Source organism: Nostoc sp. DSM 114159, from assembly GCF_053470285.1.
This window is the reverse complement of record NZ_JBPFEH010000001.1, coordinates 4,970,433-4,988,775: the sequence shown is the minus strand read 5'-3', so window position 1 is coordinate 4,988,775 and position 18,343 is coordinate 4,970,433. Positions and strand designations below refer to the sequence as shown.

The window sequence follows — 18,343 nt, the reverse complement described above, 5'->3', positions numbered from 1 at the left end:
AGTTAGGAGTTGGGAATTAGCAGTCTTTAACTCCTAACTCTTAATTTATTACTCCTAACTTCTAACCATTTTACCCTGAACACTATCTCGTTAAGGTAAGAGTGCGGCGCTTCGTAACCATCTGATAGGCTTCGATGATATCACCATCAACCCAATCATTGAATTTATCGATACCAACACCGCATTCATAACCGGCGTTGACCTCACGAGCATCTTCTTTCATCCGTTTTAGGGAGTCAAGAACGCCTTCATAGATCACCTTACCGCCGCGTCGCACCCTGACTTTGCAGTTACGAACTAGCTTGCCAGATTGAACGTAGCAACCGGCAACCGCACCACGACCGACTGGGAAGACGGCACGGACTTCGGTTTGACCCAAGGGTTCTTCCACCAACTCTGGCTCCAAAAGACCTTCCAAGGCATCTTGGATATCTTCTAGGAGTTTGTAAATCACGTTGTATTCCCGGACATCAACACCTGCTTCATCGGCGGCTTGTCTAGCACCACTGGCAAAGGTGGTGTTGAAGCCGATAATTACAGCGTTACTGGCAGCTGCTAAGTCGATATCTGTTTCGGTGATTTCTCCAGCAGTAGCCAACAACATCCGAATTTGGACTTCGTTTTGCGGGATTTGCTTGAGCGCTCCCACAATGGCTTCTACCGAACCTTGTACATCTCCTTTCAAGATCAAGTTGAGTTCTTTCAACTCGCCTTCTTGTGCTTGAGCCGAGAGCGTTGTCAGGGTAACACGACCCTGTAACAAACGGGATAGGCGTTGTCTGTCGGCGCGATCGCTAGCAAGCGTTCTGGCTTCTTTTTCGTTCTCGAAGACCTCGAACTCGTCGCCGGCTGCTGGCACATCACTTAAACCTAGTACCTCGACGGCAAATGAAGGAGAAGCAATCTCTACTCTCTTGCCTCTGTCATCTACCATTGCCCGAACTTTACCGAAAGCCGAGCCAGCTACCAAGATATCTCCCACATGCAGGGTACCATTCTGAATTAGCAATGTAGCAACTGCTCCCTTAGCTTTATCCAGATGTGCTTCAATCACAGTTCCTTTGGCGGTACGATCTGGGTTGGCAGATAGTTCTGCAACCTCTGCTACTAAGAGAATCATCTCTAAGAGCGTATCCAGGTTTTCACCTCTGATGGCGCTCACGGGAACCATGATCGTATCACCACCCCAGTCTTCTGAGGTCAGACCATACTGAGTAAGTTCTTGTTTAACGCGTTCTGGCTGTGCCCCTTCTTTGTCAATTTTGTTAATTGCAACAACAATTGGCACTCCCGCAGCTTGGGCGTGGCTAATGGCTTCAATGGTTTGAGGACGGACACCATCATCGGCAGCTACTACCAACACGGCAATGTCTGTTACCCGCGCTCCTCTGGCCCGCATTGCTGTAAAGGCTTCGTGACCAGGAGTATCCAGGAAGACTATCTGCTGTGGTTTGCCCTCATGTACTACATCCACATGGTATGCACCAATGTGTTGAGTGATCCCACCAGCTTCGCCAGCAGCCACTTTGGTTTTGCGAATTGAGTCGAGCAGGGTTGTTTTTCCGTGGTCTACGTGACCCATGATTGTCACGACAGGCGGACGGCGGTGGAGATGTTCTAGGTCTTCTGCACCGACCATTTCCGTAATTTTCCGAGCTTCTGCTTCTCGTTCGGCGGTTTCGACTTCTATTTCTAGTTCTTTTCCTACCAGGGTAATTGTCGGAATATCCAGATTTTGAGTGATACTCACCGCCATACCTTTAAGGAACAGGATTTTCACAATCTCTGTATCGGGAACGGCTAATACGTCAGCCAGTTCTTGCACAGTCAACGGCCCTGTGATCGTCACTTTTTCGGGGCGTTCGCGCTTTGTCTCGCCTTCTTGGCGACGGTTTTGGTGATTGTCGCGTCCAGAACCAGACTTGGAACCAGACCTAGAACCAGACTTTTTGGCTCTTGCAGTTGGGGCGCTAGCAAGGGTTGCACCTGGTATCTGTACAGGTCGAGTCGCTTTCGGTTTGGGAGGACGAGCGATAGAAAGGCTGACTTGGACTGTGGCTGGTGAGTCGATATCGTCATCATCCAGCAAATCTTCTTCAAACTCATCATCCAGTATCGGCTTGATTCGCTTACCTTTGACGCCAGCTTTTGACTTCTCTTTAACTTCGTCAATTATTTCCTCTTCTACCCACTTTTTGCCGCCTTTGGTCGGTCGAGGTGGACTTGGGCGTTTCAAATCGAGGAGATCGGGTGTGACTGGTTCATCACCCAATCCTTGAGATTTGCTCGCTATGCCTGACATCTGCCTGGGGGGAGTAGCGATCGGCATTGCGGCTGCTACTGCTTCACTTGGACGTGCCGGTCTGGGTCGTTGCCCCTCTCCCAGTTGTGATGGAGCAGATGGTCTATTAGCTCTCTGCTCTGGTCTGCTGGGTGCAGGGGTGGGACGACTTGCCCTTTGTGGCGCACTTGGTGGAGACTGGTCTGTTGGCAGTTTAGCGACTCTCGGCTTAATTTGTTCGCGATCGCCTTCTGTGGGTCGTTGCCGTTGGTCGCGCTTGAGGATCGGTTTATCTGCCTGAGATACTGGCGGCTCATCTACCACCTGGGCTTCTTCTGCAGCAGGTCTGGCTGGAGGAGCAACTAGTTGTGGTTTGATCGGTTTTTCCGATTTTGGTCTAGGTGGAACTATTTTTTCCGGTTTTTGGGATGCTATTTTTTCCGGTGCCGGACTTGGATTAGGCGTTTGTTCCAAGTTAGCGATCGAAGGTTGCTCTTGAGTCTCAGATTGAGTCCGGGGCACAGGTCGAGTTGGTGCTGCCGGTTTTTGGGGTGAGACTGGTGTAGCGAAAGGCCGTGGCGGAGAGGGAGGATTAGCTTCAGACAAGGCAGCTTGGGTATTGTTAGCAAGTGACGCCTCTGGGGCGTTGGGAGTAGTATTTCTCAATATTTTGGGTTTGCGTATTTCCAAAATTTGCTGTTTGTGGGGTGCAGCAGGTCGGTTACGTCCGCCGTTGGGTGGTGAATTTGGTTTATGGCTGGTTGTACCTAGTTCCTTTTTGGCTGACACATTCGTGGCTGCTAGCTTTTCTGCTGCCGCCCGGATGCTTTCTGCCTCGGATTCTGAAATCGTGCTGCTATGACTTTTGACCGCAATATCGAGCTGGTCGCAAATTGCTAGTAGCTCTTTGTTATCCAAATTCAATTCCTTTGATAATTCATAAATTCTAACTTTGCCGTTGTTCATCCACTCTTCCCCTTTAATTTACAGTTTTAGCGGATGGTTGCCTGGTTTGCGACATCTCCATCCTTGGATTACTGTTTTTAGACTGCCGTTCAGTTTTTGCCGGTGCCTCCAATCAGGAAAGAGAGATGTTTCGGTTTAATAATGGCATCCCCACCAGGAATGATGGTTGAGGGATACCCATAAAAATTTCTTAAATAAAAGATTTTTATAGGAATCCTTGACGCCGAACTGCGCCTGAGCGCTACCAGGTTGCCATTTTGTAGTTTCTTGTTTTGTTGATTCTGAGTCTTCCACAACACAATCGATTACATTTTATTCTGGGAATGTTGCCTCGCCCCTCGTTATTGGAGAGCCGAATGCCTTTTACACCCATTTACTATTTTGGCACTAACCTTAACGATCGATAGGGAGTGTGATGAAAGCGCGACTTCGGCTTTTGACACAATTCCTTTAATGATTACGTCACAAAGTTGTTCCAATTAAATTTGGTTTTGGGTATTACTGCGCGCTAGACGTTGCGACAAGCTTTGGTACAGTGCTTCTGGCACTGATGCATGTAGCGATCGCCCTAGTCGATTTTTTTTTTGAGCCGCTTGTAAGCAACTCGTTTCTGGACAAATATAGGCAGAACGCCCCATGCCCTGATCCAATTGTACCTTTCCCGATGGAAAGACGCGGACAATCCGCCAAAACTGATCTTTTGAGCTTACTTTCCGGCAGCTAATACAGCGCCGATAATTTGGTTTCATCGGTTCTTTGCCATCTCAGTCCAGGATAATGGAAGTAAAAATAAGTTTATTATTACTATTTTTTACTTATACCAAGTAGCTTTTGAGACTAAGACTACAATCTTACACTATCAAAACTTTACAAAATTAATCAATTATTAATCATCGTTATTGTCAAAACTATCTTCCTCTTCTAATTCGTTCTGATTTTCATCCTCGAATTCTTCTTCAAAGTCCGGGTCGTCTTCTGATTCCTCTGATTGATATTTTGTTCTGACGGCTGCAAATTTGGTATCCTCTGCTGCATAGTCATACTTAGCTTTGTCTTTAATGTCTATTTTCCAACCAGTCAGACGGGCTGCCAAACGGACGTTTTGTCCTTCTTTCCCAATAGCCAAACTCAATTGATCTTCAGCTACAAGTACGTGAGTTTGCCGTGATTCAGGGTCCATCAAGCGTACTTCATCTACCCGTGCTGGACTTAAGGCATTAGCAATGTATGTTGCTGGGTCTGGCGACCAGCGAATTACATCTATTTTTTCACCGCGTAATTCGTTGACTACCACTTGAATTCGCGATCCCCTAGCTCCAATACAAGCGCCTACTGGGTCTACATCGCGATCGAGAGTATCTACTGCTATTTTAGTTCGGGGGCCGACATAACGGGAAGGGGGGTTTGCCTCCCTAGCTACGGCAACAATCCGTACCACTTCATCTTCAATTTCTGGGACTTCGTTGGCGAAAAGATAAACTACCAAACCAGCATCAGCACGAGACACAAGCAACTGTGGCCCTCGTTGCTGACCTTGGGAGACTTTTTTCAGATATACCTTGAAGGTGGCATTTGCCCGATAATTATCGTTAGGCAACTGTTCCCGCTTCGGTAATTCGGCTTCTACTTCTGGTTGACCAAAGCCGCTGCTAACTGCTAGAACCACTGATTGCCGTTCAAACCGCAGGACTCTTGCTTGGAGAACAGTTCCTTCTAAATCTTGAAACTCTTCTTGCACCATCTGGCGCTGTTGATCCCGTAATTTTTGCGCCAATACTTGCTTAGTTTGCATTGCCGCCATCCGACCAAATTCTCCTTGGTCGGGGGTAACATCCAGCACTACAGAGTCCCCTAACTGTGCTTCGGGAGCGACTTGTTGAACTTCGTCTAGAGAAATTTGGTGATCTGTATTATCTACTTCTTCAACAATGGTTTTGGTAGAAAGAACGCGAAATCCTTCTCCTTCAATATCGAGTTCTACTTCAAAATTTTCAAAATAATCTTCGTCAAACTGTTTGCGCTCTAAATTTTGGGCGCGGCGATAACGTTCATAGCCTTTAAGTAGTGCTTCTCTTATAGCTGATTGAACCGCAAGCCGGGGTAAATTCCGTTCGCGACTTATACTTTCAATTAATTCTTTTAATCCAGATAAAGTAACCATTGACATAAGCAATCTCCTTTAAAAATTAGGAACTAGAGACTGGGTGTTGGGCATTAGCATTGGGCATAGGGAAGAGGACAAGGGGACAAGGAGAATTAGGGACAAGGGGAAAAACTTGTTGCAAGTTCTCACCTCTTGTCACCTTGTCACCTTGTCTCCCTTGCTTCTCTGCTCCTCTGCCCCTCCAATACCTAGTCCCTAGCCTCTAGCCTTAGTAACTTGTTTATCGGCGCTCCTCTAACTGCACCTTAGTAATTAGGGAGCGGGGAATTTCGACTACACGACCTTTTTGATTTAAATAAAGTGCTGTCTCATCCCGACGAATCAACTGACCAATCCACTCTTGTTGTCCGTCGTAGGGTGGCGTTGTGGAGATAATAACAGGAAATCCTTTAAAGGAAATAAACTCCCTGTCTGTTACCAATTGCCGCGAAATACCAGGACTAGACACTTCCAAGACGTATGTATCTGGAACGATTTCCGCAGCATCTAAGGAGGCTTCTAAAGCACGGCTCATCCTCTCACAATCGTTCAACCCAGTGTCTTGCTCAGGATTGCGAATGTCTACCCGCAACACTGGTGGACTTTGGTTAGTATGAAAAACCACGCCAACCACTTCCAATCCCAGTTCTTCTGCAACTGGTGTCGCCAAATCAATAATTTGTGGAACTAAAGGATGAGCCATGAGAGAATTCAATAAAAAAAGTGGGCATCGACCCACTTCCTGCGATAGGTGTATCTTCCAAGAAGTCTTGTGACGAACCAAATTATGATTCGCCTAATTCGAGTTTAGCGCATTTCTTTTATAGTCGTGTATTGGGGATTGGGCATTAGACCTCTTGCAAAAGTAACTTTTGCACTCTTGCGGAAAAGGGGAAAGGTTAAAGGGGAAAGGTTTTTTATTCCTTTTCCCTTTTCCCTACTTCTGCAAGAAGTCTATTGGAAAAGAGGAGGCAGAAGGCAGAAGGCAGAAGTTCTTGAATTTTGAATGCGTGAATTTTGAATTGATTTCTCCCCTGCCCCTCTGCTCTCCCTACCCTTCCCGTATTTTTGGGAGAGTAGCACCTTTATCCACTACCACCGGAACTGATACTTGTGTTCTTAGCTGCCGGGTTTGCTCGATAATTTGGTCTATGTCTTCTTGGGATAAACGCTGGACGTAGTTGAGTTTGATTTCTTCTAAGAAGTCAAAAAGTAAACTCTGAATTTCTGAGAGTACATGTTTTTCCTTGATTTGAGATCCTAAGACCTTGGTGAAGCTTTCTAGTAATTGACTGGTGAGTTGTGCTCCTACAGGGTCTTCAACAGCGCCAACTAAAGTTTTGTAAAGATTAGTTGTGATTTGAGTCGCCAGTTGTTCGCTGAACTGGGTTTGAGCCTGTCCCACGCCAGGAAGATTCTGGAGGTTGCGGTAGACGGGGACTTGATGGAAGACGGTTTCGATGTTGTGGCGCAGAATGGCAACGATCGCAGGTTGGATATCAGGTAGCACTTGGTAGACAATTGTTTTTACCAAAAGACCTGCGATCGCTTCCACTTCATTCACATTATTAATATCTATGTAGGGACGTAAATTTTCTTGTTGCGAGAGCCAGTTTGTTAACTCACCCCGCTGAATTGAACCCTGAACCTGATTAATCACCCTCACCACGACAATTTCTGTCAGTTCTTCGGCAAAATTGGCAACAATCCCCTGATTAAGTTGCTTTCGCACTGGATGCAGATTCAATAACTGCGCTTGATCGAGGCGAATTAATACAGGTATGATTCGCAACCCTCGCCAAAATGGCAGTAGTAAAAATAAATCGTACCAACGCCACAATAGTGCTTCTAACCAGCTAAAACCGGGATGTTGGCGTCTGAGCCAGAAGGTGCGCCCCAGCAATTCTACGCCAAATAAAATCAGAAAAGGTAAGTCAATAAGCCAGAATTTATCAATAAAATCGCCATTTTCCCCGATTTGGCGGTAGTAGTTACTGGCGATCAAAGGGCGAATGCTTTTGTTAAAAAAATTAATTTCTTCAAGCCAGTCATTTTGTGATAAGTATGGCTGACTCCAAAAAGTAGCAAAGGATTGTTTTGCAGATTCTTTACCGATGTGCGATCGCATCCTTTGTTTGATTTTCTCCAGCGTCCCACTCTTATTCGCTCCTGCAAACGGATTACTGTCAATCATCTCGCTACTAAGACGACTTATTTGTATTAACCTGCTATTTACCTGAGGCGACTGTAACCCTGTTTGCCTAACTTGTTCCTCTAATGCGTCTACTGTTTCTAGATAACTTTTTGTGTCTCGATGACTTTCAATACCTTTAATTGGGTCATAAATCTTAGTAATTTGAGGAAGTTTTCGCAAGTAGATATCTCGCCAAGGTACGTAACTTAAATCAAACAACACTAAACCTAAATTTACTGTCGCAGCAATTGCCATAAATCTTTCAAACCAAAGATTACGCTGCTTATAAGATTTTATATTTTTCATTTCTTGTAATATATGATACTTATTGAGGTATTTAAAACATAAATTTTTTCATTTATTAATTTTTTGCTCTTTCTAACCAATTACAGCAATTTCCAGTCGAGTAGACCCCAGTAGAAGTACACATCTGTCATGGGTATCAACTTCAGCCCAAAACAAAACTCCTTTAAAACCTCTTTTCCAGTCATAGGCTGAAAATCCTCCTCATTGCAGCACAGCCACAGGTAAAGAGACTAGACTTCTTGGCATTTGTGGGGAATTGGGTTTGGGGTAAAGGGGAAGGGGACTTTTGCAGAACCTTTTCCCCTTCCCCTCGCCCCTTATCCCCTTCTTGGGGCCTCACTTTCCTCTTTTCCCGACAAATGCCAAGAAGTCTAATGCACAGATGTGATTTTCTAACGCAGTTTTGGGTTAAAAGGGTGGGTATATTCGCTTCAAATGATAACCACTGTATCTTTGCTAATACAAGATACTTCTTTTGATGGATGACAGAAATTGTTGTTTAAACATCTAGCTAAATTTAACAAAAAAAAATCACAATTTGTTCAAAATTCATTAAATAATCGTGAAAAAAGTTATTAAACAAACTTAAAATGCAGCTGTTAACGTTTATGATCCTGCTGATTTGACCCAAAGGAGTTTTTAAGTATGTGGTGTGGGTTTGGAAAATCAAGCGCAACCTTTGCTGTTACTTGCCTGATGACTGCTAGTTTGGTAATTGCAGACACAGGTTTTGCAGCCCCTCAAAAAAGTTATACGCCCCAGCAATTCCGTGAAGTATTGCGGGGATTAGGCTATAACGTCAAGGTAACAAACACCGCTTTGACAGACGAGGAAACTAAAAAGGCAATTCGAGAATTTCAGACTGGTTATAAGCTAAAACCAGTTGATGGCATCGCAGGGCCAAAAACCCAAAATTTCGCTGCTAACATCGTTCAAATTTTGCACATAAATTTAAATGCAGTGGTGAAGCCAAATCCTCCCCTACCGCGCGATCATTTTTATGGTTCCCGCACGGAAGAAGTGGTGAAGGAGTATCAGAAGAAATATCAGTTGCAAGAAACTGGAATTGCTAATTTAGCACTCCGCCAAAAGCTGAATGAAGAAGCAAAGACACTCTTCAGCCAGCCGACAACTAAACCAACAACTAAACCGACAACTAAACCAACACCAAGAGCAACACCGAGAGCAACACCGAGAGCAACACCGACAGCGACACCAACGGCTACGCCAACGGCTACGCCAACGGCTACGCCAACAGCGACGCCAACAGCGACACCGACAGCGACACCGACAGCGACACCGACAGCTACGCCAACAGCTACACCAACAGCTACACCAACAGCGACACCCTAGTTGCCAGAAAAAACTCCTACCCCAAAGCCGCTCAAGCGATCTGATTTGGTTCTTCTAAGGGTCTGCCCTTTGGTGTAGGTAGAATTGGACGGCGGTCATTGTAAGGCATAGGAATATACTGCACGCTGGGTCGTCCTCCTTGTGGCTGTGGGTACAGATCCATGAGATCATAAATAGAATGGGGCAGTCCGACGGTTACGGGCAGCCCCATTTCTGTTGCTTCTTCAATAGTGATGGGATAGTCATGGGTGACGCGTCCAGTTGTCAAGGCTTCAATAATCGGTTCGATATTTTCTGGCAAAACTTTTTGCTTAGGTATACTGTCTTTTAGCAAAGTTCGTACAAACCGCTGTACCTGCCCAATTGCTTTGCGTGATAGGTCGGCCATAATTAGGGTTTGGTCATCAATCTCACTGATGGGTTTATCTTCAACCACTTTCAGGATACTGGCTGCGGGGTAATTACCCAATTGGGGATCAACTGGCCCCAAGACAGCGTTAGCATCCATAATAATTTCATCAGAGGCGAGGGCAAGCATTGTACCGCCACTCATAGCATAGTGAGGTACAAAAACTGTGACTTTTGCTTGGTGGCGAATTAATGCTCTGGCGATTTGTTCCGTAGCCAAAACTAAACCACCAGGAGTGTGCAAAATTAAGTCAATCGGCACTTCTGGGGGTGTGAGGCGAATTGCTCGCAATATTTGTTCTGAGTCTTCGATAGTAATGTAGCGAGATAGGGGAATTCCCAAAAAGCTAATGGACTCTTGACGGTGAATCAGTAAAATCACCCGACTTTTGCGTTCCTGCTGAAATTCTTGCAAAGCACGCAAGCGCCGATATTCAATTTGACGTTTTTGCCAAAGGGGTTGCAAAGAAGTCAGAAGGAGAAAGATCCAGAATAAATCACCAATACCAAAGCCCATATAATTTATTTTTGTTCAAAAATAACGGTTGCCGTCATTATTGTCACAAATTTGGGGCGATCGCAGTTCTATCTGTAGATTTATAGAAAAATTACGAATTATTTACTACCCCTTCGCCAAATTTTAATCGTATCGTCATCACTACCGCTAACTAAGGTTTGGCCATCGGGACTGAAGGCGACACATCTAACATAGTTGGAATGCCCTGTAAGTGTGCTGATTTCTCTGCCACTGTGTATGTGCCACAGTTTGATTGTGTTATCCCAACTGCCACTAGCCAGAAATTGTCCATCCTGGCTAAAGGCGACTGACCAAACTGAATCAGAATGACCAATGAGAGTACGAATTTCTCTGCCTGTATTTACATGCCACAGTTTAATCGTGTTGTCACCACTGCCACTGGCGATAATTTCCCCATTTTTGCTGAAGGCAATACAGTTGACAAAGAAAGAATGGCCTGTGAATGTGTAAATGTTCCTGCCTGTATATACTTGCCACAATTTAATTGTGTAATCATTACTGCCACTAGCCACCAGTTGTCTATCCTGGCTATTGGTTGTAAACGTTCTCGGAGAGTAGGCGACTGACGAAACTGGGTCGGAATGACCTGTGAAAGTTTGGATTTCTATGCCTGTGTTTACCTGCCACAGTTTGATTGTGCAGTCAGCGCTGCCACTAGCCAAAAACTTGCCATCTGGACTAAAAGTAACGGAATTTACCCAATTAGCATGACCAGTGAGAGTACGAATTTCTTTACCCGTGTTGACATCCCACAATTTGATTGTATTATCCCAACTCCCGCTAGCTAAAATTCCCCGATTTAGGTCTGCAACTCCCGCAGATTTGCCGGATTCGCCTTGATAAGAAAGGTTTGAAGAGATTGGGATTGGGCTAAAGGCGACGGAATGAACCATACTGGAATGACTAGAATACCAACGACCCAGTTGACGCACTAGCTTGCCAGTGTTCACTTGCCAAAGTTTGATGGTCTTGTCATTACTGCCACTAGCAATAAATTGTCCGTCTGGGCTAATGGCGATCGCATGAACCATACTAGAATGACCTTTGAGGGTCTGTACGCATTTCCAGTTCTGCCGATCTAATACAATAGGTACAGGTAGTTGCTGCTTAGGGCTTATCACTAGAGTAGATGATGTTTTTGTTACATACCCCTCTGTCTCAGAGCCTAATAAATCCAACCACTCTTGCACAGATTGGGGACGATACGTTGACTCCAGATCCATACCGCACATAATAGCTTGATTTACCCTGTTGCTGATGTTGGGATTAAAATATTGTGGTGGTTCTAAATTGATATTGTGTCGTCTATCATCTGCACTAGTTGGTACAACTGCGGTAAGCAAGTTATACAAAGTAGCAGCTAGGGCGTAAATATCAATGTATTCTCCTCGCGGCGCTTCTGATTCATACTGTTCAGGTGGAGCAAAACCAGGAGTACGATACACTGTATGCCTTTGAATCGTATTAGGAATAAATTCTCTAGCGATGCCAAAGTCTATCAGCACTGCTTCTAATTTATCAATGCGGATCATGATGTTGCGTGGTTTGAGATCCCGATGCAACAGTCCTTTAGAATGGATTAGGGTCAAAGCATCGCCAATTTGCCGGATGTAAAGTAGTGCTTCTGCTTCTGATAGCACCCCTGTTCGCCTTAAGCGCTGTGCTAAGTCTTCCCCTTCGATGTAATCCATCACCATGCAGGGCAAATTCCCTTCATCAAAGATGGTTTCTATCTGTACTATATGAGGGTGGTGGCACACAGCCAGCCGAACTGCTTCATCACGAAAGTCTTGCCTTAACTTGTTTCGGTGGAGTATCCAGGCGGGGTGATTCAGGATTTCTTCTTTGAGGGTTTTAATCACTCGCTGTTGATTTCGTTGATTTCTGGCAAGATAAGTAATGCCAATTCCGCCTTCACCTAGTTGGCTTTCAATAATGTAGCGTCCCCCGAATAAAGACTTTCCTGCATTCCACACCATTAGTAATATTTGACAATTGCTGGTATTTATTTTGGCACGGTATCAGAACAGCCAACACGAATTTTTAGGAATTCCATTTGAATTGCTGTTGTAGCTTTTGAGAACTTAGTTACTTAGATAACATTTTGATTAACCTCAATAATTACTAATAGTATAAAGTTTGAATATACCCTCATAGTTTTGCCTAAACTATGCCCTTATACGAAAATATGAAACTTGATTGCTCATGCTAGAGTAAACAGTAACTTTAGATATATTTGTTCATAATAATTTGACTTGTAGGTAATCTAAAATTATGCTAAAGAATTTAAATTTGAAACAAAAATTTACAATTCTGCTACTAGTAATTTTGACATTTGGTTTGAGCTTGAGTGGATTTACTCTTTCTTCTCTACTGAGGGAGAATGCTAAACAAGATATTAGCTCCACTGGTCTCATGCTCATTCAAACAATGAGTTCTGTTCGTAAATATACCAGTACTCAAGTAAATCCAGAGCTAGTTGATAAATTGGCTACTGAATTTTTGCCGCAAACCGTTCCTGGATACTCAGCACGAGAAGTGTTTGAAATTTTACGGAAAACAACAGACTACCGTGATTTCTTTTATAAAGAAGCAACTCTCAATCCCACAAATCTTCGGGATAAGGCTGACGGTTTTGAGACGGAAATTGTAGAACAGTTCAGAAATAAATCAGACCTTAAAGAAGTTAGTGGATTTCGCTCAATTCCTGGTGGGGATATCTTTTATATTGCTCGTCCCTTAGCAGTGTCTGAACAAAGCTGTCTGGCCTGTCATAGCGTACCTGAAGCTGCACCTCAAAGTATGATTAGTCTTTATGGTGCTGCTAATGGATTTGGGTGGAAACTTAATGAAATTGTTGGCGCTCAGATTATATCAGTACCCGCCAAGAATGTCATTAATAAAGCAAATCAGTCTTCTTTACTAATTATCTTGATTGTATCAGCTATATTTATAGCGACTATCCTATTAGTCAACTTGTTCTTGAATCGACAAGTTGTAATTCCTCTCAAACGCATGACTCGTATAGCCGAAGAAGTTAGTACGGGACATATGGAAGTTGAATTTGAGCAGATGTCTAATGATGAAATCGGTAATTTAGCTAGAGCCTTTAAACGGATGCAGTTAAGTTTAGAAATGGCAATGAAAAGAATCAAACGTACTCAAGGAGGTACAGGCGATTACAATAATTCATAATGATGCTCTCTACGAGAGGCTACATTTAGCTTGCTTCTTTGCAAAGGTACGTGAACTATCTACTGCTACGCTAATGCAATGACTTCTGTAGAAGACCTTGCGTGTAGCTTTGCTAAAAAACCTTGTTACTTTTATGAAATCTCTTGACTTAAACTTACTTTCATAATGTCTATATCTCTATGAAAATAAGCTTTTTTTGAATTCAAAAGCTGCTTGAAAGTTAGGAATTTCCTTAGTTACAAGTTCAATGAATTGGTCAGCTGAAATATAAGGATTGTGAGCTAGTATTTCTTCTATAATCAGATTTGCCATTGGTCCGATGTGATAGGCTAATTCTTGCTGACAATGTTTGATAAATGCTGGTTGGAGTAAAGATTGTTGCTGTTGTTCAATTTTTCGCCCATTTTGTGGACTAGTAGGTGAATTAAAAATTGTTTCTTCAGGTTGGTTATATGACTGCGATATGGCTGACATAGCCTGAAATTCAGGGTTAAATACTGTAGCCGGCAAATCATCAACCATGAATGCAGAAGATATTGCTATTTCTGGTTCTCCAATACGTTCTAAATCTCCAAGAACTTCACTGGCTGTTTGGTATCGCTTGTTAGGTCTATCTTCCAACATACAATCAAGCACTTGAGCAAACTCATCAGTAACATAGGTATAATTACGCCAGTTCCATTCAAGTGAGTATTGATCCATTAATAAAGATGGATCTCTAGCTGTGAGTAATACAATAGCAGTTACACCCAAAGCATAAAGGTCACTGGAGGGCGAACATAAACCCAAACTAATCTGTTCGCGGGGAGCATATCCAACTTTGCCGACAAGGGACATTTTGCCAACAAACGTTACCTGGTGGTTGGAACTTCTTCCTTCGTTAATATCAGCAATTTGCTTGCCTACCCCGAAATCAATCAGCACTGGCAGATCCTTGCCATCGGGTAACATGATGTTGTCTGGAGAAATATCTCGATGGATAATGTTGTGCTGGTGAACATATTCCAAAACAGGCAGCAGATTCTTTAGCCACTGGATAACTTCGTCTTCAGAAAAATTTCTTCCTTGACGTTGCAGTTCTCCTAGCAGTCTTGAATATGTTTTACCGTCAACATACTCTTGTACTAGGAATAGCCGACCATCTCCTTCAAAGCAAGCCAAAAACTTAGGAATTTGAGGATGTTGCAATTGATGAAGAATTTTTGCCTCTCTTTTAAATAAGTTCCGATATTGTTCCAGTCCACTTTCGCCTGTGCCAATGGGTGCAAATTCTTTGAGAACACAGGCTTCATTAAACCGACGAGTGTCAAATGCTAAGTAAGTTCGTCCCAATCCTCCCTGTCCTAGAAGTTTTTGGATAATATAGCGGTTATCGATTAGAGTTCCAGCAGCTATTTCTGGTCTTGTCATAGGGGACTGTGACATCATCATCGCACTCCTAGCGATTTTGTTATTGATAAATTATCTAATTTGCTGAAAGTCAGAACTCTAGCAGATAAGGGCTGATAACATCCTTTAAATTGAGGTTAGCACCACTATCAAGCCAAGGAAATACACTTTTCTACAATTTTCTGATGGTCTTGTGTTACCAAATAGACGATTTTAACTTGAGTAATTCGATCGTAATACTAATACTTAAGTATTTTAGCCGCTGCAACATAATCAGTGTCTGCGGTAATATCTGCAAATGTTCAGGGCATCGCCTTTGAGATTTGCTGCTGAACCTTATCCCCATAGTTACCCAATTGAAACTGGGTTGAGGAACAGTAAGGATATAGCGTGACATCATAGTTTTTCATAAAAAATGAGGTTGCTATAGACTTGCTGAAAGAAATATTATATGTATTTCAAGTGCTAAATATGCGATCGCTCTCAAAAATTAATCTTTCTGAGAGCTAATATCATTATCAGATAGCGGCTTCGGTATCAGCTATCAAAGTTTTCATTACAAGTGATTCCTCAAAAGCAGAAAATGATGCTGCGTATCAGAAAAGACTCCTGAAGCTACAATAATTCATTTAGTTCGTCAGGATTCACGCCTAACTGACGCAAACGTTCTGCTAATTGTTCAGCTTTTCGTTTGGCTTGAGCAGCTTCTTGTTTCGCTTCTGTAGCTTCTTGTCTAGCTTCTGTAGCTTCTTGTTCAGCAATTATAGCTCGTTCAGTTGCAGCAGCAGCTTCCTCTGTGGGTGCGGGAATTAATTCTCCTGTCAAAGTGAACCACCTTAACCACAACTTTTCAATATCTCGAAATGAACCTTGCCATAAGCCTAAACTTAAATCTATCTCTGGCATTAGTAAGCGCCCTTCCGTCAAATTCATCGGTTCATAGTGACCGCCGACTAACTGAAAAGCCCGAAGTTCATTAGTGTAGCGACTAAAAACAATATAGTAGGGAATCCGCAAAATTCGCTCATAAACTTCCCATTTGCTAGGAGGTTTATCTGCTGCACTTTCTCTTCTTGTGCCTAAATCTTCGTCTTCCGTACCTGGAGATAATAACTCAACAACTACAAAGGGATTTGCTGGTTCTTGCCAAGTGACATAACTTAACCGCAAGTCTTGGCCTTTATACCCTTTATATAATTTTCCTACACCTACTACACCAAACCAATCTGGGCGTTTATACCACAAAGGATGCTGTAAATCATAATAGAGATTAAGGTCAGCCGCACTGTAAACTAGTTCGGGATTCCAGTTCATGGGCTGAAAAGTTAAGTATAAAAGTAAGGGTTGTAAAAAGTGGAAATCGTCTGGCAAGCCTGGTTCCTCTGGGTTGTCACTTGGTAAATCATACATTGTTGGTAGGGTTTCCCAAGGAGGAAGCGGTGGGTCAGATTGAGGGATGTAATGGGGAGAAGAAGTCATATTAAAAATTCAAAATTCAAAACTTGTACTGAGCGTAGCCGAAGTATTCACGCATTCAAAATTAATGTTATTCCACAACTAGCTGCGAAGTGTTCATGCACCGCTCTGCTAACGCCAAATTTGAAGATTACCTTTGCTACTATTATCTCTAAATGTTCGGCTTCCTTGGGTAAAATGCCACTCAATACTTTTCGGATAAGCCTAACAATCTCTCTTTTGGTCTGGGAAAAGGTTAAAGGGCAAAGGGGAAAAGGTAAATTCAAACCCTTTCCCTTTCCCCTTTCCCCCAAAACCCGAAAAGTATTGAAATGCCACTGAACTCTAATCGTGAAACTTGCTCAAGGTTGGTAATTAGCAAGATATCACTTATTTAAAGGTAAAAAAAATTTTCTTAATTGCTTATAAATAACTATTACTTTCTAAATTACTTGGGGAATACTGAAATTTAGTCCCATTAAAGGTGTATGAAAAATGGCAGATAATAAAGTCAGTGCAAAACTTTCCTCCGCAGACAGGGAAGCCGTGATGCAAGCTATTACTACTATCCGCGAAAAGTTACCGTTCTTGATTGATTTGACAACCGAGGAACGTAAAGCTTTACCCAAGCTGGGCGATAAGAGTCGGGCGTTTGTGAGTAAAGCTTTGGAAATCGCCACACAAAACCCTGACTTTTTACCGCGTTCTTTTGACTTGAATGAAATGCGTCAGGATATCGAACTATTTGAAGCCCTGTACCCCATTATGCTGTCGTTGACGCAACTGCAAGGACTGGTGGATGATACATCTGTGGCTGTTGGTAGCGAAGCTTATGCGGCGGGTTTGATGGTATATAACTATGCCAAAGTTAGTGGTAAAGGCGCGGGTTTAGAGCCAATGGTTGATGATTTAGGGCGAAGATTTGCGCGGAAAGCTAAAAAAGCGCAACCACAAACGTCGTAAGTCGAGAAATTAACTCGACGCTTGTACCTAAAAACATAAAACTTGCTGCTCTGAGCTTGGGTGTTTTCGTTTAAAGTGAGACACTCCGAGTTCAGAGCATTAATATTTTAGTTTCAAGTGAGAATGTTTTGGGTTGAAACGAGAACATTTCGGTTTCAAGTGAGAATGTTTTGGGTTGAAACGAGAAATTTTCGATTTGAAGTGAGAATGTTTTGGGTTGAAACGAGAAATTTTCGGTTTGAAGTGAGAACGTTCTGGTTTAAAACGAGAACATTGTGGTTTGAAGTGAGAATATTTTCGTTTAAAGTTAAAATTTTTGTGTTTAGAGCTAAATAGTAGTAGGTTCAAGAGCAATACGCTTCAGCTAAAGAGAATTATAGCGACTAGGTTTTTCGGCGATCTTCACTAGGAGGATGCAACCCAGCTTGAAACCAAAAACCTCGCGCACTCTGAATTGAGTCATCTTCTGGATAGCGTTCATCGTTCATATCAAGTCGCTTGCAGGTTGCTCTACCAGTGGGTGTAATTCCGATAATTGTCCTACCATCTGCTGACCAGAGAAAATGCTCTGACCAAATTTGTTGACGAGGATTAAAGAGGGGTACTACTGCTTGAGTCTCTGAGTCATATCCCGCGATAAAGTTGTAGCGACGTTCGTTACAACGGCGACAAGCCAAGGCTAAATTATTAATTTCATCATCACCACCAATAGACTTTGGTATCAAATGGTCTACTGTAAATCTTGTTGTAGAAATGCGTTCTGGAGAATGGCAATACTCGCACAAATAATTGGCGCGTTTTCGGACAATTTCTTTAGTAGCATCATCAATCATCTTTTTGAGCTACCAGCATCGCATTAATATGGGTAAAAATTCTATCTAGTTCTCCAATTTCTTCAAGTTCGATAACTTCTTCTGGAGTTAGTAAATCAGCTTTTTTGCGTTCTAAAAGTTCTTCCATCCGTGCTTGCAGTTCATCATTAAATTTGAACAGATTAAATTTATCCAGCTTTTCTATTCTGATACTGCCAATCAAGGATGAAGGTCTAGCGATTACGGTTGTCATAGTTAGGGCGATATAATTTATTGATATGTGCTTTTATTTTAGTGTTTTAATAGCTTGCTTCATAGGAAGTTAGGACATAATAGCCTA

14 protein-coding genes are annotated in these 18,343 nt (G+C 42.9%); 3 read left to right on the top strand and 11 right to left on the bottom strand.

Features of this window, described 5'->3' with window-relative positions; all coding sequences use genetic code 11:
- Nucleotides 1-82: 82 nt before the first annotated feature.
- The 5 genes from infB to ACR5KR_RS20590 all read right to left on the bottom strand — a co-directional run bounded on the left by infB (nucleotide 83) and on the right by ACR5KR_RS20590 (nucleotide 7,890).
- The gene (infB, locus tag ACR5KR_RS20610) at nucleotides 83-3,247 is read right to left on the bottom strand and encodes a translation initiation factor IF-2 (protein WP_448267825.1); all 3,165 of its coding nucleotides are present in this window, start codon (nucleotides 3,245-3,247) and stop codon (nucleotides 83-85) included.
- Between the two features lie 479 nt (nucleotides 3,248-3,726).
- On the bottom strand, nucleotides 3,727-3,996 hold the full coding sequence (locus ACR5KR_RS20605) for a YlxR family protein (protein ID WP_322669753.1): 270 nt from the start codon (nucleotides 3,994-3,996) through the stop codon (nucleotides 3,727-3,729).
- Between the two features lie 137 nt (nucleotides 3,997-4,133).
- Complete coding sequence (nusA, locus tag ACR5KR_RS20600; protein WP_448267823.1) at nucleotides 4,134-5,414, bottom strand: transcription termination factor NusA; 1,281 nt, start codon at nucleotides 5,412-5,414, stop codon at nucleotides 4,134-4,136.
- A gap of 217 nt (nucleotides 5,415-5,631) precedes the next feature.
- On the bottom strand, nucleotides 5,632-6,093 hold the full coding sequence (gene rimP, locus ACR5KR_RS20595; RefSeq protein ID WP_322697628.1) for a ribosome maturation factor RimP: 462 nt from the start codon (nucleotides 6,091-6,093) through the stop codon (nucleotides 5,632-5,634).
- A gap of 348 nt (nucleotides 6,094-6,441) precedes the next feature.
- The gene (locus ACR5KR_RS20590) at nucleotides 6,442-7,890 is read right to left on the bottom strand and encodes a hypothetical protein (protein WP_448267821.1); all 1,449 of its coding nucleotides are present in this window, start codon (nucleotides 7,888-7,890) and stop codon (nucleotides 6,442-6,444) included.
- A gap of 645 nt (nucleotides 7,891-8,535) precedes the next feature.
- On the opposite strand from ACR5KR_RS20590, the gene ACR5KR_RS20585 reads away from it, so the two are divergent.
- Nucleotides 8,536-9,243 carry a peptidoglycan-binding domain-containing protein gene (locus ACR5KR_RS20585; RefSeq protein ID WP_448267820.1) on the top strand — a complete coding sequence of 236 codons (708 nt, stop codon included), beginning with the start codon at nucleotides 8,536-8,538 and terminating at the stop codon, nucleotides 9,241-9,243.
- A gap of 31 nt (nucleotides 9,244-9,274) precedes the next feature.
- On the opposite strand, the gene ACR5KR_RS20580 is transcribed toward ACR5KR_RS20585, so the two are convergent.
- Entirely contained in the window at nucleotides 9,275-10,168 is an 894-nt protein-coding gene (locus ACR5KR_RS20580; protein WP_445630718.1) for an SDH family Clp fold serine proteinase, read from the bottom strand.
- A 98-nt stretch (nucleotides 10,169-10,266) separates the two neighbouring features.
- Entirely contained in the window at nucleotides 10,267-12,168 is a 1,902-nt protein-coding gene (locus ACR5KR_RS20575) for a protein kinase domain-containing protein (RefSeq protein ID WP_448267819.1), read from the bottom strand.
- Nucleotides 12,169-12,463: 295 nt separating this feature from the next.
- Here ACR5KR_RS20575 and ACR5KR_RS20570 point away from each other — a divergent pair, with 295 nt between their 5' ends.
- The gene (locus ACR5KR_RS20570) at nucleotides 12,464-13,384 is read left to right on the top strand and encodes a c-type heme family protein (protein WP_445630720.1); all 921 of its coding nucleotides are present in this window, start codon (nucleotides 12,464-12,466) and stop codon (nucleotides 13,382-13,384) included.
- Between the two features lie 177 nt (nucleotides 13,385-13,561).
- Here the strand turns inward: ACR5KR_RS20570 and ACR5KR_RS20565 are convergent, their stop codons facing one another.
- On the bottom strand, nucleotides 13,562-14,809 hold the full coding sequence (locus tag ACR5KR_RS20565) for a protein kinase domain-containing protein (protein WP_448267818.1): 1,248 nt from the start codon (nucleotides 14,807-14,809) through the stop codon (nucleotides 13,562-13,564).
- A 579-nt stretch (nucleotides 14,810-15,388) separates the two neighbouring features.
- A complete protein-coding gene (locus ACR5KR_RS20560) occupies nucleotides 15,389-16,252 on the bottom strand; it encodes a Uma2 family endonuclease (protein ID WP_448267817.1) in 864 nt (287 codons plus the stop codon).
- A 471-nt stretch (nucleotides 16,253-16,723) separates the two neighbouring features.
- Here ACR5KR_RS20560 and ACR5KR_RS20555 point away from each other — a divergent pair, with 471 nt between their 5' ends.
- Nucleotides 16,724-17,191: a hypothetical protein gene (locus ACR5KR_RS20555; protein WP_448267816.1), complete on the top strand. Its 468-nt coding sequence runs from the start codon at nucleotides 16,724-16,726 to the stop codon at nucleotides 17,189-17,191.
- Between the two features lie 383 nt (nucleotides 17,192-17,574).
- Here the strand turns inward: ACR5KR_RS20555 and ACR5KR_RS20550 are convergent, their stop codons facing one another.
- Both ACR5KR_RS20550 and ACR5KR_RS20545 read right to left on the bottom strand, forming a co-directional pair.
- A complete protein-coding gene (locus tag ACR5KR_RS20550; RefSeq protein ID WP_445630724.1) occupies nucleotides 17,575-18,024 on the bottom strand; it encodes an HNH endonuclease in 450 nt (149 codons plus the stop codon).
- The gene (locus ACR5KR_RS20545) at nucleotides 18,017-18,256 is read right to left on the bottom strand and encodes a hypothetical protein (RefSeq protein WP_190948550.1); all 240 of its coding nucleotides are present in this window, start codon (nucleotides 18,254-18,256) and stop codon (nucleotides 18,017-18,019) included. The genes ACR5KR_RS20550 and ACR5KR_RS20545 overlap by 8 nt, the downstream gene beginning before the upstream one ends.
- Nucleotides 18,257-18,343 lie beyond the last annotated feature (87 nt).